The sequence below is a fragment of the Pandoraea iniqua genome, assembly GCF_902459685.1.
GTDB classification, from domain to species: Bacteria; Pseudomonadota; Gammaproteobacteria; order Burkholderiales; family Burkholderiaceae; genus Pandoraea; species Pandoraea iniqua.
This window is the reverse complement of record NZ_CABPSF010000004.1, coordinates 358782-379519: the sequence shown is the minus strand read 5'-3', so window position 1 is coordinate 379519 and position 20738 is coordinate 358782. Positions and strand designations below refer to the sequence as shown.

Genomic DNA, 20738 nt, shown 5'->3' with positions numbered 1-20738 from the left:
GACCTAGCCATCTTTTTCTGGAACCTGAATCGTCATCATGAGCTTTAGCCAAACTCTCCAAGTCTTCGAAGCCTTCGACAGCGCCCATGCCTCGGGCCAGACCGTGGTCGACCTGCTCGCCCCCTATGCATCGCACGGTGTCACCGTCGAGGTCCTGAAAATCGAGGGCAAGAAAGGGGCCACCGATTTCGTCAAGATCTGCATTCCCGGTGACGTCGGCAAGCGGGCCGGTGGTGCGGCCCCGAGTCTGGGCATCGTCGGCCGTCTGGGGGGCATCGGTGCCCGCCCTTCACGGATAGGTCTGGTGTCAGACGCCGACGGCGCCATCGCTGCCGTCGCCGCTGCGCTGAAGCTCGCCCATATGCGAACACAGGGCGATGTCCTTGCCGGAGACGTCTTCATCACGACGCATATCTGCCCCGATGCGCCGACGCGTCCGCACGAGCCCGTCGACTTTATGGACTCGCCGATCGACACCGAAGATGTGAACGCCCACGAAGTGTGGGACGAGATGGACGCCGTGCTCTCCCTCGACACCACCAAGGGCAACCGCATCATCAATCACAAGGGCTATGCGATCTCGCCGACCGTCAAGGAGGGCTACATCCTGCGCGTCTCGGAAGACCTGCTGCGGATCATGGAAATGACGAGCGGGCAGCCCGCCGTCACGTTCCCGGTGACCACGCAGGACATCACGCCTTACGGTAACGGCGTCTATCACCTGAACAGCATCATGCAGCCGTCGATCGCCACACGTGCGCCAGTGGTCGGCGTGGCGATCACCACGCAGAGCATCGTCCCCGGCTGCGGCACGGGGGCCAGCCACGAGGCCGATATCGCACTGGCTGTGAAGTTTGCTGTGGAAGTCGCCAAAGAGTTCGGCCGGGGGACTTGCCAGTTTTACGACACCGAGGACTACGCCCGCTTGCTCGCGCTGTACGGCTCGCTCGCTCACCTCTCCAAACGCCAACCTCACTGAGGCATTGCCCATGCGCCAGCACAAACTGGGGACACTGACCATCGGCCAAGCCCCACGCGCCGACATCACGCCGATTCTCGACGCGCATCTGCCGGCCGATGTGCCGGTAGTCCACATGGGCGTGCTCGACGGGCTGGACCGTGACGCCATCGACGCCGCTTTTGCACCGCAGGCCGGCAACGGTGTCTTGATTTCGCGCCTGCTCAGCGGCGATTCGGTGGAACTCGACAAGCCCGCGATTCAGCGTGCATTGCAGGCGAAACTCGACGCGCTTGAGGCGCTGGGCTGCACGGTGGTTCTGATCTTGTGCACGGGGGAATTCGAAGGTCTTGCTTGCCGTCATGCGTGGCTGGTCGAGCCGGACCGCATCGTGCCACCAGCCGCCGCAGCGCTCGCCGGTGAGCGTCAGGTCGGCATCGTAGTGCCGCTTGCCGGACAGATCGAGAGCGAGTTTCACAAGTGGGGAGCACTGCAACGTCCGCCAATCTGCGCCGCCGCGTCGCCCTATGCCACGGGTGCCGAGGGCGATAAAGCGCTAGCCAGTGCCGCACGCACCCTGCGCGAGCAAGGTGCCGAAATGCTCGTGCTCGACTGCATGGGCTTCGTCGAACGCCATCGCGACATCGCGCAGACGGCATCGAACCTGCCGGTCGTGTTGTCGAACACGCTCGTCGCCAGTTTGACCGCCACATTGGTGTAAGGGATCAGCGCCGCCCCGGGGATCACATTCGTCCGTTATCATCCGATCGAATTCACACCGCCAAGGGGGCGGCCATGCGTCTACCTCGCGTCATCCTTTTTGTCATCGCACTCGTCCTGCCCGTCTTCGCGCAAGCCGCCGACGGCTTCGTGCACATCGATGCCGGGAGAGCCAACACCTACGTGCCGGTGTATGCGATGGCGAACCCCAACGCTACGGCCACGCTCATCCTGCTGCCCGGTGGTGACTCGGGCACTGGCCGTGTCAGTAACGGTCAGCCGGGCAGCATGAACTTCCTTGTCCGCTCACGGCAATTGTTTGCGGACGAAGGTTTCAACGTGCTGGTGATGTTCCGGGCCAGTGACTTGCGCACGCTCGATTTCCCGGAGCGCATCAGCAGCGAGCACGTGAAAGAGATCAGCAACGTCGTTGACTATGCCACTCAGACCTTCGGTAAGCCGGTATGGCTCGTGGGAACCAGTCGCGGCACAGTCTCCGGCACCGCTGCCGCGATTGCCCTCGGGAAAGCGCATATCGCAGGACTGGTGTTGACCTCCAGTGTTACCAATCGCAAGGCCGGTGCGATCGGCGCACAAGACATTGACAAGATCGACGTGCCGACGCTGGTGCTTCACCACAAGTTCGATGCCTGCCCGATCTGCGTGCCAAGTCAGGCAGAAGCCATCGTCGGCGGCCTAAAAAACGCGCCCGCCAAGAAGTTCATCCTCGTCGATGGCGGCTCCTCGCCCAAAGGCGATCCGTGCGAAGCCGAGCATTGGCATGGCTACCCTAACTTCGAGGCGCAGACCGTGCGCTTGATTGCCGACTGGATCCGCCATCCGGGCGACTGACGCAGACCTGCCGCGTCAGCACCCTCCGATGGCGCTGTGTGCACGCTAAGCGATGCGCTTCAGTCCAAAGCCTCGAGATAACGCTGCGCGTCGAGCGCAGCCATGCACCCGGAGCCTGCGCTGGTGATCGCCTGACGATAGACGTGATCCTGCACATCGCCAGCGGCGAACACCCCCGGGACGCTCGTCTGTGTCGCCAGCCCCTGATTGCCCCCTTGAGTCACGAGATAGCCGCTCTGCATCTCGAGTTGCCCCTCGAACAAGTCGGTGTTCGGCTTATGGCCGATGGCGATGAATACGCCGTGAAGCGGGACCTCGGTGGCCGCGTCCGCCGCCAGATCGCGAACGCGCAGTGCGCTGACGCCGGACTCGTCGCCCAGCACCTCCTCCAGCACGTGATTCCAGCGAATGTCGACCTTCCCCGACCGGGCCTTCTCCATCAGCCGGTCCACGAGAATCGGCTCTGCGCGAAAGCGGTCGCGACGATGGATCACCGTCACCTTGCTCGCGATATTGGATAAGTTGAGCGCCTCTTCCACGGCAGTGTTGCCACCCCCAACCACGGCGACATGCAGCCCCTGATAGAAAAAGCCGTCACAAGTCGAACACGCCGAAACACCCCGCCCCATGAATTGCTGCTCGGAGGGCAGCCCCAGATACTGCGCCGACGCCCCGGTCGCCACGATCAGCGAGTCGCAACTGTACGAACCGAAATTCCCGGTCAATCTGAACGGCCGGACACTGAGATCTACGCGTCGAATCTGGTCCGAGACGATCTCGGTACGAAACCGCTCGGCATGTTCCTGAAATCGTTGCATCAGCGCCGGCCCCTGCACCCCCGCACCATCGGCGGGCCAGTTCTCGACGTCGAGCGTCGACATCAATTGACCGCCTTGTGTCGGTCCGGTAATCAACAACGGCGACAGGTTCGCGCGGGCGGCATACACCGCAGCGGTATACCCCGCCGGGCCGGATCCGAGGATCAGCACCTTGGCATGTTTCATTTGTGAAGTCTGCAAACGTAGTGCGTAGTCGGGCGGTCCCGACCCGCAGAATGAAGTCAAATCGCGACGCTACGGATTGCCATGCGCACCCGGCACAAACGCCGGGGCCGCTTGCTCGGCAATGTGTCGGCCGGATTCGATGTGATCGCGCATCAGCGTCGCGGCAAAACGCATGTTCCCTGCCTCGATCGCCTCGAGAATGGCGAGATGCTCAAGCGCATCCTGCCGCCTCGGTTCGCGCGCCCTGTCTTGACGGTATTCGATGAGCCGGCGCATCCGGTGAATGCGTCGCACGGCCTGTGAAAAGAAGCGATTGTTCGACCAGTCGGCGAGCGTCTCGTGGAACTCGCGATTCGCCTCGAAGAGATCCGTAGGACTCATGGTGCGATAGCCCTCCTCCGCCACAAATTGCTGACGCTTTCGCAGCCCCAGTAGCTCGTCGGACTTGACAGCAAACGTTGGCGACTGCAATGCGGCAGGCTCCACCGCACCCCGGAACACGTAGCTCTCTTCGTAAGCCGCAAGGGAGTCGATCATCGGCATGAACTGCCAGCCGTGCCCGACCGAGCGCTCAACCCAGCCCTCTTGCTGCATCGTCGACAAGACCCGCAAAACCGCTGTGCGGGGTGCGTCGAACCGGCGCATCAATTCGGCTTCGGAGACGATCTCGGGCAAGTCGTTGGCGAGGCGGGCCCGCGCCATGGCGAGATAGAGCGCGTCATCGCGCTGAACGCCCAGCCCATCCTCGATATCCGTCACCTGACGGGCCAGCGAAAACCCTCGATTGGCGTCGTAGCTCAGCACACCATTGGCGGTGAGATGCCGTAACGCCACGTTGACCGGTGAGCGCGATGTACCGATCCGGGTCGCAAGACTCGATTCGTTCAATCGGTCACCGACCCCCAACGCGTCTTTTCTGGCGATCGCCACAATTTCGCGTACGACACGCTGTTGCGTGGGAGTCAACGGGGTTTCCGGCAGGTCGGTCATCTTATTGCCACAGTGCTTGAGGAATCGGGAGCCCGGCGAACATGTCGGGATTGACCCGCGATTTTACGCCCGGCACGGCTTCGCCCAGCACGTGATCGAGTTGGCGCACATGCTGCGCGGTGTGCCACGTGCTGCGCTCGATCACGGTCGCGGCATCCTGCGGGCCGTAATAGGTTTCGATATTGAAATCGCAATGCTTGTCCGTCTGCTTCTCCCACCACCGCGCGTGGCGCGCAATGATCGGATCGGCATACGCCACGAGATCGGGCACGGTCTGGATATGGTCGAGCACAGCATCGGTCACTTCGCGCGTGTCCGTCATGCCGTCTTCCACCGATCGAAGGAAGCTGTCTGCAATCTGGAAGATGTGATAGCTCAGTTGGCAATAAGTCCGGTCTCGCTCTGCCACCGGGCGCCGGTCGATGAGTTCATCCGGAATCTGAGTGATCAGCCCACGTGCCGCGCCCAGAAAGTACGTCCAGCGCTGCAACAGTTCGGGCACAGGCAAACGCTGATGATTCAGCGTCTTGCCGACGAATGCCGCGACGTCGTTGAGCGACTGGCCAAAAATCGACTCGTCGCCGCGGATGAGCACCGGCACGCTCCGAATCCCCCGCTTCGCCAACTCCCTGAAGGCCTCCGGCTGCTCCTGAATATTGATGGCCTCGAACGGCACATCGAGTTGCGTCAACAACTCCTTCACCTTCACGCAACTGGAGCAACCCGGCTGCCAATACACACGCAATGCTTCCGACATGATGAACATCTCCTTCCAGGGGACGAGGACTAGCCTCTTTCAAAACGATTGAATCAACGCAGCTGACGGCGTATCCGTTGCGTCGGATTGTGTTTTTTGTGAGTATAAAATGCAATTATAAAAACAACAAGGCTTGTTTGTGTAGCACCCCATTCGTCAGGCGCTCAATACAAAACGCCTCATAACTACGCAGTCAATATCAACAACAAGCTGTTTTTAAAGCAAAATATCCCCTCACAGCCTCCCCCGGACGGTCATTGATTTTTGTCTTCTTGACAATCACAAGATCGCGGATCATTCTGCATCCCGGATACAGGATTCACATCGACAGGTCGATGCGATCCCAAACAAGGAACAAACGGATGCTCCACATCACAGATGAATTGATAGACAGGCACGTCACAGCGGAGGACGCGCAGGCCACGTTGCGCGAGAGCTTTCTCGCGTTCGGCCGTGGCGACGCGGCCATGCAGGCGCGTGTGCGCACGCAGGCGAACGGCGTCAAGTTGTCGACGCTCGGGGCGGTGATTCCGACCCAGAACGTGGTCGGCGCCAAGGTCTACACAACGATTTCGGGCCAGTTCTCGTTCGTCATCGTTCTGTTCTCGGCGCTTGACGGTAAGCCGCTCGCCGTTCTCGATGCCAATGCGATCACGCGCTTACGCACGGCGGCGTGTTCCGTTATCGCGGCAAAGCCGTTCGCGATTCCCGGCTCGGCGACCCTCGCCCTCTTCGGCGCCGGCACTCAGGGGCAGCAACACGCGATTCAGCTCTCGCGCGCTTTTCCGATCGAGCAGATTCTGCTTCACGACCCGTACGTGTCGGCAGCGGCAGTCGAGGCACTCGCCATCGCTTGCGACGTGCCGGTGCACATCGCGACGCCGCAAGCGGCCGTCGAGCAAGCCGACATCGTGGTGACGGCATCTCGTTCGACGTCGCCCTTGTTCGATGGCGACTGGCTGAAACCCAACGCGTTCGTGGCCGCCATCGGCTCAAGCCTGCCCACGACGCGGGAGTTGAACGACGCAACCCTCTCGCGGGCGTCACGAGTCGTGGTCGAGTGGAAACCCCAAGCGACAAGCGAAGCCGGCGACATCATTCTGGCGGCGAAGGCAGCCCTTCCGGACGAGAAGCTCATCGAGCTTGCCGACGCGTTGGCGATGCCTCCCGATGCCCCAGCGCCGGGACATCACGGCATCGTCGTCTACAAGTCGGTCGGCGTCGGCCTTGAGGACGTCGCCATCGCGGGACTCGCCTACCAACGTATTGCCGGGTCTGCCGGGCTTTCGGCGCACGCACCGCTTCGGGAGGATCTCCATGCACCCCGGTGACCTCGCCATTCCGGCGGTTTATGTGCGCGGCGGCACCAGCCGAGCCGTGATCTTCAAACGGGATGACCTCCCGGTAGACAGAGACACGTGGCCCGAAATCTTTCGTGCCGTGCTGGGCAGCCCGGACCCTGAAAGCAAACAGCTCGACGGCTTGGGGGGCGGTATCACGTCGCTGTCGAAGATCGCCGTGCTCTCTCCCTCGAAGAGAGACGGCATCGATGTGGACTACTTTTTCGCCCAGATCGACCCGAAGTCCGGCGATGTCCTGCTCGGTGCCAACTGCGGCAACATCTCGTCGGCCGTAGGTCCCTACGCCGTCGATGAAGGCTGGGTACTGCCGGGCCATGGCGAGACGACTGTGCGCATCTTCAACGAGAACACGAACACCCGCATCGTCGCGCGATTCGACAACGACGCTGCGACGCGATCGTTCATCGCCATCTCCGGCGTCGCCGGCAAAGGCGCCCCCATTTCCCTGACGTTCGAGCACCCGGGCGGGTCGATGGTCGGCGACACATTTCCGACGGGGCGGCTTGTGGATGAGATTCGCTTGCCCGACGGTCAAACGCTTGCGGCAACGCTGATCGACGTCAGCATTCCTTGTGTGATCGCGGACGCTAGCGATTTCTGCCTGACTGGCGACGAGACTTACGGGGCTCTGAGCGCGCGGGCGGATATCACACACCGATTGGCCGACCTGCGGTGTGCCGCCGCCATCGCGATGGGCTGCGCGAAGACATGGGACGAAGCGCGCAGCACTTACAAGAACGTGCCCGATGTCGTGCTGGTGTCGCGCCCTGAGGGGTCGCAGACGGGTGTTCGCGCCCGATTCTATTCCTGCGATCAGCCACATCGCGCCGCGCCGGTGACGTCCGCGATGGCACTCGCCGCAGCCGCCTGCCTCTCAGGCACCGTGGCGCACGCGGCAACGCGCGCCGCTGACGTCACGACCGGCCACGCCAGTGGCGCCATCGACATTCATCACCCATCCGGCGTCATGCGCGTCGAAGCCGACATCGATCCGCACAACGGGGATGTCCGGTCGACGGCCATTCTGCGCACGGCGCGACGAATCATGGAAGGCCGGGTCCTCGTACCCGCCCATCTGCGCAGTGCCGCCCTCGCGACACGAGCCACCGGCGCCGCCGCACCCGACGCGCAGCGCGCACCCATCGAATAAACACGCCCGGGGCCGGCAAGACGTCCGGCCGCGCGCAAACAACGTTTCCGGAGACAGACATGAAGCGTCATCATCTTTCAACCTACATATTCATCGGCCTCATTCTGGGCGTGGTCGCGGGATACCTGATCAACATCTACATTCCGCCGGGTGCGAAGAACAAAGAAATCGCCGACGGCTTCAGCGTCGTGGCCGATGTGTTCCTTCGTCTCATCAAGATGGTGATCGCGCCGCTCGTGTTCAGCGGCATTGTCACCGGCATGACGAACAGCGACGGCCCCAAGGAGTTGGGGCGCATTGGCGGCAAGGCCATGCTGTGGTTCGTCATCGCGTCGTTCGTGTCGCTGGGTCTCGGCATGACGCTATCCAACCTCTACGGTCTGGGCGACGGCGTGAAAATGCCGCACTCCGGCGTGCCGGTCGAGTTCAATGGCGCCGTGTTCAGCATGAAGGCGATGGTGGCGAAAATCGTGCCGCAGAGCATTGCGCAAGCGATGGCACAGAACGAAATCATGGCCATCCTGTTGTTCTCGGTGTTCTTCGGATTCGGTCTGTCTGCCGTATGTAAAGCCAACGGCACCAAATCGCTGGTCCCGGTGCTCGAGGACGTGTTTCAGGTCATGATGAAAATGGCCCGATACGTCATGTATTTCGCACCGGTCGGCGTATTCGCCGCCGTGACCGCCGCCATTGCCCAGCACGGCATTTCGGTGTTGCTCGTGTACGGAAAGTTTGTCGGCGGTGTCTACAGCGGCTTCCTGCTGCTGGGGATGTTGATCATTTGTGCAGGCTATGCGTTTCTCGGCCGAAAGGTTTTCGAGCTGATCAAATCGCTGCGTGAGCCGCTGCTTGTCGGGTTCTCGACGGCAAGCAGCGAAGCCGCGTTACCGAAGTTGCTCGAACGTCTCGAGAAGTTCGGCGTGCCGCGCAAGATCAGCACGTTCATTCTTCCGCTGGCCTACTCGTTCAATCTCGACGGCGCGATGATGTATCAGACATTCGCCACCATCTTCCTCGTTCAGGCCTATCACATCGACGTCACCCTCTCGCAGCAATTGGGCATGCTGCTGGTCATGCTGATTGCCAGCAAGGGCAGCGCCGGCGTGCCGCGCGGCTCGCTCGTGATTCTCACCGCAATGCTGCCGACGTTCGGCATTCCCGTGGAAGGCGTCGTGCTGCTGCTCGCCGTCGATATCTTCGTAGACATGGGCCGCACGGTCACGAATCTGCTCGGTAATGGCGTCGCTGCCGCCGCGCTCGCCAAGTGGGAGGCGAAACGCGCCACCAAGGAAGCCGCGCAACCCGGGGCGCAGCTCGTATCGAGCGTGTCGGCATCGCCGATCGAGCACCCCGCAGGGCTCGCCTCCAATCAAAGCGCCATGCGCTGATCGGCCGGGACCGGGGCATGGGCGTCAACGCGCCCTGCCCCGCTCGGTTGCGGCTCTTTCTCCGATCACGACTCTCCTTTTATCGCCATGACATGGTCATCGAAGCAGTACTCGCAGTTTGAACGCGAGCGCACCCGTCCCGTGCGGGATCTGCTGTCTGCCGTTCCAACAACCGAGGCAGCGTTTGTCGTCGACCTCGGCTGCGGCCCGGGCAACTCGACGGAAGTGCTCATCGAGCGTTTTCCGACGGCAGACGTGCTGGGGCTCGACAATTCGCCCGACATGGTGGAAGCCGCGCGCAAGCGGCTCTCCACGACTCGATTCGAGCTCGCGGACATCTACACTTGGCAGGCAACGGCGCCATGCGACGTCATTCTCGCCAACGCCGTGTTCCAGTGGGTGCCGGATCACGCGCACATCCTGCCGAAGATCGCCTCGATACTCGCGCCGGGCGGCAGCTTTGCGCTGCAAATGCCGGACAACCTCGACGAACCGGCACACCGGTTGATGCGCGAGGTCGCGGCCGCGTCTGCGTGGGCCGACAAGTTGCAGCGAGCCGCCGCAGCACGTGCCCCGCTGCCGGACGCGACGTGGTACTACACGCGGCTGCGCAGCGTCGCGTCCCAAGTCGACATCTGGCGCACGACCTATCACCACATTTTGACGGGCGGCTCGTCCGCAGCCGTCGAGTGGTTCAAGGGGAGCGGTCTGCGTCCCTATCTCGATGCGCTGACCGAGACCGAACGCACCGACTTTCTAGGCCAGTACGAGGCACGCATCGCCGAGGCCTACCCCGCCTTACCCGACGGCACCGTAGTGCTGCCGTTTCCGCGACTTTTCATCGTCGCAACCCGATGACCCTTGCCCGAACACCTGCTATGCAAGCTACCTCCCTGCCCCCTTCGACATCCGAATTCGTGACTGTCTGGGGCCGACTCAACTCGCTGAACGTTCAACGTGTGCTGTTCTGCGCGGCCGATCTGGCGATACCTGTGCGGCACATTCCTGCCGGTGGTCAAAGCGGCGGATTGGACACGCCCGAATTTCTCGCCTTGAATCCCAACCGCCTCGTACCCGTACTCAAAGACGGTCCGTTTGTCGTCTGGGAGTCGAACACCATCGTCCGATATCTCGTTCGCGCCTATGGACAAGGTCTCGACGATGCCCGCCACATCGCATTGCAGGACCGGTGGATGGATTGGTACGGCACCGAAATCGGCAGTCACATGACCGCCCTTTGGGGGCATACCAAGCGCGGAAAGCCCTTGCCTGCCGCAACCGCCGAGCACCACTGGCACCGGGCAACCGCGCTATGGAAGATCCTCGCAGATCAGTTGGACGCCGCTCACTTCATCGGCGGCGGCCGCCCCGGCGTTGCCGACTATGCGCTGGGGCCCGCAATTCATCGCTGGCACGGCATGGCCCCACATGCCGGCATCCCGCGAAATCTGACCCGCTGGCACGAGGCGCTTAGCGTGCGCCCGGCTTACCAGACCTACGTTTTGAACGCTCCCCTGTAAGAGAACCCGTATGTTTCCTATCGAACGATTCAACACCACTGAAAAACTGAGCAAGGCCGTCGCGTCGGGCTCGTTCATCTTCGTATCGGGGCAAGTCCCCGACAATGCTGCCGCGTCTGCCTACGATCAGACGCTCGAGGCCATGAACAAGGTCGAGAAGTATCTTGAAGTTGCGGGCGGGAATAGCTCGTCGATGCTGCTCGCCGTGCTGTTCGTCAAAGACCTCGAGCATCTGGAGGAAATCAATCGCGCATGGGGCGACTGGCTTCCCGCCGGCGTCGCGCCGGCACGCGCCTGCGTGCAGGCAACGCCTGCCTCATCGCAGTTCGCGCTTCAGGTCTTCGCCGTGGGCCAAAAGGCATTCGGCACTGACGGGCCTGTGACGGCCTGAGTTTTACAACACGACAGGGGCCCAGACCCCGAGACAATAACCATGCATATTGGCATTCCGAAGGAGACGGTCGGCGGCGAATCCCGTGTCGCGGCCACACCGGAAACGGTGAAGAAGCTGGTAGGCGCAGGGCATCGCGTCACCGTAGAGCGAGGTGCAGGCGATTCGGCCAGCGTCCCCGATGCGGCGTATGTCGCTGCGGGTGCCGCGACCGGTAGCGCAGCTGACGCATTCGGCGCGGAACTCGTGCTGAAGGTACGCGCACCGTCGATTCCCGAAGTCGGCCAGATCGCGCGTGGCGCGGCCGTGGTCGGCATGCTCAACCCGTTCGATGCCGAGAACAACGCCCGCATGGCGGCCGCCGGCATCATCGGCTTCGCACTGGAAGCCGCGCCGCGCACCACGCGTGCGCAAAGCATGGACGTGCTGTCTTCACAGGCCAACATTGCCGGCTATAAGGCTGCGATGCTGGCCGCCAATCTGTATCAGCGTTTCATGCCGATGCTGATGACGGCGGCCGGTACGGTCAAAGCCGCGCGTCTCGTCGTGCTGGGCGCTGGCGTTGCCGGCTTGCAGGCCATCGCTACGGCCAAGCGTCTGGGCGCGGTGATCGAAGCGTCGGACGTGCGTCCGGCGGTTCGGGAACAGATCGAATCGCTCGGCGCGAAGTTCATCGACGTGCCGTTCGAAACCGATGAAGAACGCGAGATCGCTAAGGGCGTGGGCGGTTATGCCCGCCCGATGCCTGCGGCTTGGCTCGCACGTCAATCGCAGCTCGTGCATACGCGTCTCACGCAAGCGGACATCGTCATCTCCACCGCGTTGATCCCGGGCCGTGCTGCGCCGACGCTGATCGCAGAAGACACCGTCAAAGCCATGAAGCCGGGCTCGGTCATCATCGACCTCGCCGCAGGGCGTGGCGCCAACGGCGGCGGCAATTGCCCGCTGTCGGTGGCCGACGAGATCGTGAAGGTGCACGGCGTGACGATTGCCGGTTACACCAACCTCGCTGGCATGGTCGCGGCTGACGCGTCGGCCCTGTATGCGCGCAACGTGCTCGACTTCCTCAAGTTGGTGATCGACAAGGAAAACAAGCTCGTCATCGATACCAACGACGACATCGTCGCCGCGTGCCTGATGTGCCGCGACGGCCAAGTCCTGCGCGCCGCCTAAGGGGGAGACACAAGAATGGAAATGATCAATCACACGGTGATCAATCTGATCATCTTCGTGCTGGCGGTGTACGTCGGCTATCACGTGGTGTGGAACGTCACACCGGCGCTGCATACGCCGCTGATGGCGGTCACGAATGCCATTTCGGCCATCGTGATCGTGGGTGCCATGCTCGCGGCTGGCCTGACCGAAGGCGGTCTGGGCAAGACGATGGGTGTCGTGGCGGTGGCACTGGCAGCGGTGAACGTGTTCGGGGGCTTCCTCGTCACGCAGCGCATGCTCGAGATGTTCAAAAAGAAGGATAAAACACCTGTTAAGGCGGAGCGGAGCGGAGCCTCGTCGAAGGCTAATGCGCCGCATAGCGGCGCGTTAAGCGAAGCGGCCGTAGACACGGCTGAGGGGAACAAGCAATGAGCATGAATCTCGTCACGTTGCTCTATCTGGTCGCGTCGATCTGTTTCATTCAGGCGCTCAAGGGCCTGTCGAACCCGAAGATGGCGCGGCGCGGTAACGCGTTCGGCATGATCGGTATGGCCATCGCGGCCGTCACCACGATCGCCCTGATTTACGAGTTGCGCAGGCTCTCGGGCGGCAACTATTCGGGCCTCGGTCTGATCCTCGCGGGTCTCGTCGTGGGTGGCGGCATCGGTGCATACGTTGCTCGCAAGGTCGAGATGACGAAGATGCCGGAACTGGTCGCAGCCATGCACTCGCTGATCGGTCTGGCCGCCGTCTGTATCGCAGTGGCCGCCGTTGCAGAACCGGCCGCGTTCGGCATCGTGCCGGCCGGTGAAACATTGCTGCCGCCGGGTAACCGTATCGAGCTGTTCATCGGCACGTTCGTCGGCGCGATCACGTTCTCGGGCTCGGTCATCGCCTTCGGCAAGCTCTCGGGCAAGTACAAGTTCCGCCTGTTTCAGGGCGCACCGGTGCAGTTCACGGGGCAGCACACGATCAACCTGCTGCTCGCCATCGCCATGCTCGGCTTCGGCGTGATCTTCTTCCTGTCGCAAAGCTGGCTGCCGTTCATCCTGATGGCCGCCATCGCCTTCGTGCTGGGTGTGCTGATCATCATCCCGATCGGCGGCGCCGACATGCCGGTGGTTGTGTCGATGCTGAACTCGTACTCGGGCTGGGCCGCGGCCGGTATCGGCTTCTCGCTGAATAACCCGATGCTCATCATCGCGGGCTCGCTGGTCGGCTCGTCGGGTGCGATTCTGTCGTACATCATGTGCAAGGCGATGAATCGCTCGTTCTTCAACGTGATTCTCGGCGGCTTCGGCGCACAGGCAGGTGCTGCGGCCGCAGGCGGCGAACAGCAGCAACGTCCGGTGAAATCGGGTTCGCCTGATGACGCGGCGTTCCTGATGAGCAACGCCGAATCGCTCGTGATCGTGCCGGGCTACGGCTTGGCCGTGGCGCGCGCACAGCATGCGCTCAAGGAACTGACTGACAAGCTCACCGAAAAAGGTGTGCAGGTCCGCTACGCCATTCACCCGGTGGCCGGTCGTATGCCGGGTCACATGAACGTGCTGCTCGCAGAAGCCGAAGTCCCCTACGATCAAGTGCTGGAAATGGACGAGATCAACGGCGAATTCGGTCAGACGGACGTGGTGCTCGTGCTCGGCGCGAACGACGTGGTGAACCCGGCGGCCAAGAACGATCCGCAATCGCCGATTGCCGGTATGCCGATTCTCGAAGCCTATAAGGCTAAGACGATCATCGTAAATAAGCGTTCGATGGCCGCCGGTTACGCCGGGCTGGATAACGAACTGTTCTATCTCGACAAGACGATGATGGTGTTCGGCGACGCGAAGAAGGTGGTCGAAGAGATGGTCAAACAAGTCGCCTGACGAGCGGTGTCACAAATCGACAAGGCCCCGGAATTACGTCCGGGGCCTTGTTAATAGCGATCGCCGATGTCGTCACGCCGAAGGTCTACGACGACTGGGCCAGTTCTTGGATGCTCGCCAGCACATGCGCTTCCATCAATTCCGCCGCCGTCGTATGCCGTTTTTCCACCATCGCTTTTACGATGCTCCGATGCGCATCCTGCTTTGCGGCGAGCCGCTTCAGATACGCGTCAGACAACTCAGGACGCTGTTTCACCTTGTTTAACAGCGCCGAGCGGTAGAACAGCACCAGTTTGTTCAGCGATTCCCAGAGGAAAATCAGGTGATTGTTGGCGGCGAATTCGAAGATGGCCTTGTGGAATTCGCTATTGAGCCGAAAGATTTCATCGATCTCATTGCGCGAAAGCGCCGCGTCGGTGAGCGCGAGAATACGCGTGAGATTGTCGGCGTCGGCCTGCGTCAACCTGCGCGAAGCTTCAAGTGTCGCCAACTGCTCCAGTGCGGCACGGCAGGTGTACAACTCCTCCATGTCGCGGTTGCTGACGTTCTTCACCTGATAACCGCCAGCGGACAGCGGCAGCAAAACGCCCTCCTGCTGCAACTTGCGCATCGCCTCTCTGACCGGCGTCCGGCTCACCCCCAGCTTGCCCGCCCATTCCACGTCTTTCAGACGCTCTCCCGGCTGGACCTCACCTTTGATGATCAGGTCCCACAGACGGTCGTGGACCTGATCGAAAAGATGACTCGATTTACTCAGCATCGCCGGAGATTCAGAGACCGTATTCACAGTAGACGTTGGATGAGGGTTGGACGAAAGCGGACTTGCAACAGAATGCAGCCGATGTTCTGCGATAGATCGCACAAGACCATCGCGAGTATATATTAGGCTGTATCCAGTATCCCAACGTCCCGAGTACGATCCCATCGATTTACACGGACTTCGCTGCCAAGTCCGCCGGCGCACCGCCCGCCGCCACATCCACCACCTCCACCACCCTCGCCCGCTTCGCCCCCGCCAGCCAGATCCCCAGCCCCGCCAGCGCCGCCGGAATCGCCAGAATCATGAACAACCCCGCGTTGCTCCACCCTGCGGCGAGCAAAAACGCTCCGCCCAGCGATCCCGCCACCGCGCCGACGCGGCCGATGCCTAGCGCCCACGCCACCCCCGTTGCACGATTGGATGTCGGGTAATACGCCGACGCAATCACGTTCGCGCAGACTTGCGAGCCGCTCACGCAGAACCCCGTCACGAAGATCCCGATCGCCAGCCACACAGCGTTGTCGGCCACCGCCAGCGACGCCACACACACGGCCCCCAGCAGATACGCCACCGCCACCACCTTGTACGGATGGAACCGGTCGATCAGCAGCCCCAGCACGATCGCCCCCAACACCCCGCCGCCTTGCAACAGCCCGCCAAACATCGACGCCTGCTTGAGCGTCATCCCGCTACGCTCGGCCAGAATCGGCAGCCAGTTGATGAGCAGATACAGCAACAGCAAACTCATGAAGAACGCCAGCCACAGCAGCAACGTCCCACGGCGATAGTCGCGGTGAAACAGTTGCACCACCGGCGACGCCGGCAGCCGGTCATCCGACGCCGAATACTGTTGCCCCGCCGTCACGCGAGCCGGTGCCACGCGCTTCAGAATCGCGGCGATCTGCGCCTGCGTGCCGCGGCGGATCGCCAGAAACCGCACCGACTCCGGCAGCGTAAACCACAGCACCGGCACCAGCGCCAGCGGCAACAGCCCGCCAAGCGCCAGCACACCGCGCCAGCCGTAGTCAGCCACCAGATACGCCGTCACCACGCCGCCCAGCGCCGACCCCAGCGAGAAGCCGCAGAACATCAGCGTGAGCAGCGTGCCCCGGCGACGCTCGGGACTGAATTCCGACGTCAGCGTGATCGCATTCGGCATCGCGCCGCCGAGCCCCAGCCCCGTCAGGAAACGCAGCGCGATGAGCCACGTCACGTTCGGCGCGAGCGCCGCCCCGACGCTCGCCGCACCGAACCACGCCACGGACAGTATCAACACCCGGCGGCGGCCAATGCGATCGGCCATCGGCCCGCTACAGAACGCCCCAACCATCAGGCCCAGCAATCCCGCGCTGAACAACGGCCCGAGCGACGCCATCGACAACTGCCATTCCGCACGAATATGCGGCGCAATGAAGCCGATGATCGCGATGTCGAAACCATCCAGCGCCACGATCAGAAAACACATCACGCTGATCATGATCTGAAAGCGCGACACGGGGGCCGCGTTGATGAAGTCCCGCACGTCGACTGACGCCTGCCGGGTGTCGTGCTTGTCCATGAATGTCTCCTGTCCTGATATGACGCTTGTCTGCGCCTTGTTTTGGATGGTTCGGGGTTGTCCTGCCTGCTACGCCGCGTGCTCGCGCAGCGAAGGCTTCACCGCTTCCACCTGTGCGATGAACGCCGGGTCGCGCTGGCGCAGATCCTCGTGACTTACGCGTCCGGTGCGAAGCATGTAGTCGTAGGCGAAGCTCACCGGGTCGAGCTGCATTCGCTTGTCGACCGACTCGTACCAGTCAAGACTGCGTCTCGCCGCATCCTGAAAGCGGTCGGACGCACCGCGTCGGCTTTCCTCAAACGCCGCAAATGCCGCAGGGACATCGTTGCGATTCGCACAAAGCGCCTCGAACAACGCGATAGCGTCCTGCATGGCCATACGCGTTCCCGACCCGAGCGAGAAATGCACGCTGCGCAGCGCATCGCCGAGCAACACCACGTTGCCGTGCGACCACCGCGCATTGCTGACCACACGTGCCTGAAACCAGTTGGAACGGTTCGTCAGCAGCGCATGCCCGCCCAGATCGTCGGCGAAAATCTGCTCGCAGAACGCCCGGCTCTCGTCCTCTGTGGCGGTATCGAGACCGCAGCGCTGCCACGTCTCGGGATCCACCTCAACGAGAAACGTCGAGTGCCCCGGGCTGTATTGATACGCATGCGCCATGAACACGCCATGCGGCGTCTGGCGAAAGATGAGCGACACCGGGTGGAACAACTGCGAAGTGCCGTACCACGCGAACTTGTTGCGGCGCTCGTCGAAGCTCGGCGCGAAATGCTCGGCCATGCGCGTGCGCACTTCACTGTTCACACCATCGGCGGCAATCACGACGTCAGCGTCGGGCAACTGTGCGGGGTCCGTGATGTGACTGTTGTAGCGAACCTCCACGCCAGCCTCTGCGCAGGCTTCTTGCAGCACGCGCAGCATGTCGATGCGCGACGTACGCGAGAAGTGGTTATTGCTCAGGCGCACCGGCACGCCCTGATGGACGATTTCCATGTAGTCGCAGCGCGTATGGTGCGCCGTGAACTTACGGAAGAAAGCCTCATCCGCTTCCTTCAGGAACGCGAGCGCGATGTCGGAGAACACGACACCCCAACCATAAGTGGCGTGCGCGGCATTGCGCTCATGGACGATGATCTCGTCCTCCGGATGACGCTGCTTCATCAACAGCGAAAAGTACAGGCCCGCCGGCCCGCCACCGATGACGGCGATTTTCATGATGAACTCCTTTGTTCTGGGGATAGCAGTGGCATCAAGCGATCCGCACGCGTGCCTTGGCATCGGCACCTGCCAGCAGCGCACCCGCGTCCGGCACCACCGGGGCCAGCCCGAGGTGATCGAGCATCTGACGCACGGTACTCACGGCGGTCGATGTCACGGGCAAGCCCAGTGCGTCCTGCGCGACCTGAATTGCGGGCAGCGACGGCATCTGCACGCAGGCGGACAGCACCACCGCATCCACGTTGGCCGTGTTCAACCGCTTGACGTCGTCGAGCAGTTGCATCGGATCGCGGCGCCCGACTTCCAAGTTGTCTGGAATCTCGAACGACAGTGCGTCGATCACCTCGATACCTTCGTGCTCGATGTACTCGACCACTGCCTGCGTGAGCGGCTTCATATACGGGGCCATCAGCGATACCTTGCGAGCACCTAGCGTTTTCAGGCCGGCCACGAGCGCGCCCGCCGACGTCATTACCGCCGCCTCGCAGTGGTTTTCACGCGCCACGCGGCGCAGGTCTTCCTCGACCTGCCGGTGGTAGCCGGGCCCCATCGCCATGATGGCGACCAGACACGCGGTGCTCATCACGTCCACGCGGGCGTCGGCGAGTTCGGCGGCGCAGCGCAACCCTTCACGGTTCATCGCTTCGAGCTCTTCCTTCACCACGCGATGCATGCGCATGCGGCTCGAATGAAACGTGAAGCGCTCTGGCAAAACCTGCTCGCGTGCACGCAGCATCGCGGGGATCTCAGTCTCCATCGTGGTGTTCGAGCTGGGCACGATCTGGCCGATGCGAAAACTGTGGGAATTACGGAAATTCGTGGATGTCATGGGGTCGGTTCTCCCGCAAATGTGGTCGCGCCTGCCGCTTCGCAGCCCGTTTGGCAGCTCGTTCGGCAGCGCGTTTGGTATTGGTCAAGTGCCTCGCGCAATACGGCTGGCATCTCGATGGACTCGCGCTTGCCGCGCTGGATGCAGACCGGCGTAAGCCGCGCGACGAATGCAATCTCGCCATCGGCCTTGCGTGCGGTCATCAGTAACGTGAAAGTGCGCGTGCGGATACCTTCGACTTCAACGCCGATGTCGAAGGTGTCGTCGGGCCATAGCGAGCGGCGGAAATCGAATTCGAGCGCACGGGTCGGCGTGCCGAAACCATGACGATCCTTCACGGCCTGCGGCGTACCGCCGAAGAGCGATCCGTAGAACAGCTCGGCGACCGAGATGACGTAGTCGGAGAACGTCGCGGTGTAGACGACGCCCGCCGGATCGCACTCGCCCCAGCGCACCCGCCGGCGCACGACGAAGGGCTGCTCGCTCAACACGTATTCGGTGCTGATCATTTGCCCTCCTCTCCGGCATGTGCGGCCGTCGACTCGGCAGACTCCGACGCAATGCGGCCCGCAATCGCCGCACGCAGCGAGGCCTTGTCGACTTTCCCCACCCGCGTGACGGGAAACTCGTCGACCGTCTCGATGCGTTCCGGACACTTGAACTTCGCCAGCCCGTGCCCGACGAGAAACGTCGCCAGCTCAACCACCGTCGGCGCAGCATGTCCGGGCCGAAGAATCAGGTAGACACAGCCCTTCTCGCCGTAGAGCGGATCTGGCATGGCAACCAGCTTGGCGTCGGCCACCGCAGGGTGATGGCTCACGAACGCCTCGACCTCCTCGCAGCCGATCTTCTCGCCGCCGCGATTGATGTTGTCACGCAGGCGTCCTTCGAAGGCGAAGCAACGCACACCATCAACGATGCGCGCCGTCACCATGTCGCCGGTGCGCACAAAGCCGTCCGGCGTGAGCGTCTGCGCCGTCGCTTCAGGGGCGTGGTAATACCCGCGCAGGCTCGACGGCCCACGGAAGCACAACTCACCCGGCGTGCCCTCATCTACCGGCGAGTCGGTGCCCGGGACCAGCACGCGAATCTCGTCGTCCTCACATCCCGACAAGCCCTGCGTGTGGTGTCGAACAGCAGCAGGCAACCCTGCCCCGGCACCCATGAGCAAGCCTTCGGTCGTGCCGTAAAGATTGAAGCAAGGCACGCCGAGATGGTCTTCCAGCGAGTCGGCGCGGCTCATCGTGCCGAACAGTTCCAGCGACGACAGATCGTGCCGGGCGACGTCCTTGTACGCGATCATCTGCGGCGCAACCGGCCCGATCGACAGGCCATGCGTGACGCGATGCATTTCGATCAGCGTGAGCATGCGGGCGATGTCGACGCGCGGCATCAGCACAGTCGTCATGCCGGTGGCAACGGTCGACGCGAGCACATAAAGCTGGCCCGCGTTATGCAGCAGTGGCAACGACCAGATCATGCGGCTGTGCTCGGTCATGCCGATGTGGCGCATCCACGCGAGCGAGTGGCCTAGATATTCCGCATGAAAGCGCGGGATGATCTTCGGCACCCCCGTCGTGCCGCCCGAGAGTTGAAAACTCAAGACGTCTTCACTGCCGATGCGAATGTCGGACAGCACCGCACGGGCTCGTTCAAGCGGCATGGCATCGATCAGTCGCTCGATGCCATGCGCGCCAGTGCTCGCGAAGCTGTCGTTCGCTGCGCGGGCGACCAGCAAGTGTTCGATCGACGGGTGCCGGTCCATCATCTGACGTGCGAACGCGACGAGATCGAAGCTCGAAAAATCCGCCTGCACGAAATAGCCACGAGCGCCCGACTGCGCCGCCAGTTGGCCGATTTCGACTTCGCGGTATTGCGGCACGGCACAAACCGGCACCACACCCGCCTTGTAGGCGCCCATCAGCGCGACAACCGTGTCCACTGTCGTGCCCATCTGGAAGATCGCGCGGTCGCCGGGTCGCAGGCCCAGCTCGATCAGCGCCGCGCCCAGCCGCTCGCTGCGCGCGTCTAGCTCGGCAAAGGTCAGTGTGGCCTCATCGCTGAGATAGGCGGGGCGATCCGGCACACGCGCGGCGGTAGCCCGCAACGCATCGCCAAGGGTCGTATCTCGCCAAGCGTTCGAAGCGAAATATCGCTGCGCCAGTTCGGGCGGGCAATACGTGACGCCGTCAATACGCTGATAAATACGGTGATTAATACCGCTCATGCTGTCTCCTGCATGGTCTGTCGCGA

The 20738-nt window shown here is 62.5% G+C and carries 21 protein-coding genes; 12 read left to right on the top strand and 9 right to left on the bottom strand.

What is annotated here, in order from left to right:
• Positions 1-37: 37 nt before the first annotated feature.
• The 3 genes from PIN31009_RS17395 to PIN31009_RS17385 all read left to right on the top strand — a co-directional run bounded on the left by PIN31009_RS17395 (position 38) and on the right by PIN31009_RS17385 (position 2530).
• The gene (locus PIN31009_RS17395; RefSeq protein WP_150791111.1) at positions 38-979 is read left to right on the top strand and encodes a DUF1177 domain-containing protein; all 942 of its coding nucleotides are present in this window, start codon (positions 38-40) and stop codon (positions 977-979) included.
• A 10-nt stretch (positions 980-989) separates the two neighbouring features.
• On the top strand, positions 990-1679 hold the full coding sequence (locus PIN31009_RS17390; protein ID WP_150791110.1) for an AroM family protein: 690 nt from the start codon (positions 990-992) through the stop codon (positions 1677-1679).
• 74 nt (positions 1680-1753) lie between these two features.
• Positions 1754-2530, top strand: coding sequence for an alpha/beta hydrolase family protein (locus tag PIN31009_RS17385; protein ID WP_150791109.1), 777 nt, complete (start codon positions 1754-1756; stop codon positions 2528-2530).
• A gap of 59 nt (positions 2531-2589) precedes the next feature.
• Here the strand turns inward: PIN31009_RS17385 and trxB are convergent, their stop codons facing one another.
• From trxB to PIN31009_RS17370, 3 genes are all read right to left on the bottom strand, one after another.
• Entirely contained in the window at positions 2590-3534 is a 945-nt protein-coding gene (trxB, locus tag PIN31009_RS17380; protein WP_150791108.1) for a thioredoxin-disulfide reductase, read from the bottom strand.
• 69 nt (positions 3535-3603) lie between these two features.
• A complete protein-coding gene (locus tag PIN31009_RS17375; RefSeq protein WP_150791107.1) occupies positions 3604-4524 on the bottom strand; it encodes a GntR family transcriptional regulator in 921 nt (306 codons plus the stop codon).
• Position 4525: 1 nt separating this feature from the next.
• Positions 4526-5281, bottom strand: coding sequence for a glutaredoxin domain-containing protein (locus PIN31009_RS17370; protein WP_174997244.1), 756 nt, complete (start codon positions 5279-5281; stop codon positions 4526-4528).
• A gap of 362 nt (positions 5282-5643) precedes the next feature.
• Between PIN31009_RS17370 and PIN31009_RS17365 the strand changes: the two genes are divergently transcribed.
• The 9 genes from PIN31009_RS17365 (at position 5644) to PIN31009_RS17325 (ending at position 14117) form a co-directional block, all read left to right on the top strand.
• Positions 5644-6612, top strand: coding sequence for an ornithine cyclodeaminase family protein (locus tag PIN31009_RS17365; protein ID WP_150791105.1), 969 nt, complete (start codon positions 5644-5646; stop codon positions 6610-6612).
• The gene (locus PIN31009_RS17360; RefSeq protein ID WP_174997242.1) at positions 6599-7792 is read left to right on the top strand and encodes a PrpF domain-containing protein; all 1194 of its coding nucleotides are present in this window, start codon (positions 6599-6601) and stop codon (positions 7790-7792) included. Before PIN31009_RS17365 ends, PIN31009_RS17360 begins: the two co-directional genes overlap by 14 nt.
• 59 nt (positions 7793-7851) lie before the next feature.
• Positions 7852-9180, top strand: a complete 1329-nt coding sequence (locus PIN31009_RS17355) for a dicarboxylate/amino acid:cation symporter (RefSeq protein WP_150791103.1) — start codon at positions 7852-7854, stop codon at positions 9178-9180.
• 87 nt (positions 9181-9267) lie between these two features.
• Positions 9268-10038 (top strand): trans-aconitate 2-methyltransferase, encoded by a 771-nt coding sequence (gene tam, locus PIN31009_RS17350; RefSeq protein WP_150791102.1) that lies wholly within the window; start codon positions 9268-9270, stop codon positions 10036-10038.
• Positions 10039-10058: 20 nt separating this feature from the next.
• Entirely contained in the window at positions 10059-10700 is a 642-nt protein-coding gene (locus tag PIN31009_RS17345; protein WP_174997240.1) for a glutathione S-transferase family protein, read from the top strand.
• Positions 10701-10710: 10 nt separating this feature from the next.
• Positions 10711-11091 carry a Rid family hydrolase gene (locus PIN31009_RS17340; RefSeq protein ID WP_150791100.1) on the top strand — a complete coding sequence of 127 codons (381 nt, stop codon included), beginning with the start codon at positions 10711-10713 and terminating at the stop codon, positions 11089-11091.
• 42 nt (positions 11092-11133) lie between these two features.
• Complete coding sequence (locus PIN31009_RS17335) at positions 11134-12264, top strand: NAD(P) transhydrogenase subunit alpha (RefSeq protein ID WP_150791099.1); 1131 nt, start codon at positions 11134-11136, stop codon at positions 12262-12264.
• Positions 12265-12279: 15 nt separating this feature from the next.
• Positions 12280-12678, top strand: a complete 399-nt coding sequence (locus PIN31009_RS17330) for an NAD(P) transhydrogenase subunit alpha part 2 (RefSeq protein WP_150791098.1) — start codon at positions 12280-12282, stop codon at positions 12676-12678.
• Positions 12675-14117, top strand: a complete 1443-nt coding sequence (locus PIN31009_RS17325) for an NAD(P)(+) transhydrogenase (Re/Si-specific) subunit beta (RefSeq protein ID WP_150684617.1) — start codon at positions 12675-12677, stop codon at positions 14115-14117. Before PIN31009_RS17330 ends, PIN31009_RS17325 begins: the two co-directional genes overlap by 4 nt.
• Before the next feature lie 85 nt (positions 14118-14202).
• Here the strand turns inward: PIN31009_RS17325 and PIN31009_RS17320 are convergent, their stop codons facing one another.
• The 6 genes from PIN31009_RS17320 to PIN31009_RS17295 all read right to left on the bottom strand — a co-directional run bounded on the left by PIN31009_RS17320 (position 14203) and on the right by PIN31009_RS17295 (position 20712).
• Positions 14203-14979 carry a GntR family transcriptional regulator gene (locus tag PIN31009_RS17320; RefSeq protein WP_174997238.1) on the bottom strand — a complete coding sequence of 259 codons (777 nt, stop codon included), beginning with the start codon at positions 14977-14979 and terminating at the stop codon, positions 14203-14205.
• A 67-nt stretch (positions 14980-15046) separates the two neighbouring features.
• On the bottom strand, positions 15047-16435 hold the full coding sequence (locus PIN31009_RS17315) for an MFS transporter (protein WP_246185726.1): 1389 nt from the start codon (positions 16433-16435) through the stop codon (positions 15047-15049).
• 69 nt (positions 16436-16504) lie between these two features.
• The gene (locus tag PIN31009_RS17310; RefSeq protein ID WP_150791096.1) at positions 16505-17653 is read right to left on the bottom strand and encodes an FAD-dependent monooxygenase; all 1149 of its coding nucleotides are present in this window, start codon (positions 17651-17653) and stop codon (positions 16505-16507) included.
• A gap of 34 nt (positions 17654-17687) precedes the next feature.
• Positions 17688-18485, bottom strand: coding sequence for a maleate cis-trans isomerase family protein (locus PIN31009_RS17305; protein WP_281355877.1), 798 nt, complete (start codon positions 18483-18485; stop codon positions 17688-17690).
• Positions 18482-18994, bottom strand: coding sequence for an acyl-CoA thioesterase (locus PIN31009_RS17300; protein WP_150791095.1), 513 nt, complete (start codon positions 18992-18994; stop codon positions 18482-18484). Before PIN31009_RS17300 ends, PIN31009_RS17305 begins: the two co-directional genes overlap by 4 nt.
• Positions 18991-20712, bottom strand: a complete 1722-nt coding sequence (locus PIN31009_RS17295) for an AMP-binding protein (protein WP_150791094.1) — start codon at positions 20710-20712, stop codon at positions 18991-18993. The genes PIN31009_RS17300 and PIN31009_RS17295 overlap by 4 nt, the downstream gene beginning before the upstream one ends.
• Positions 20713-20738: the final 26 nt, after the last annotated feature.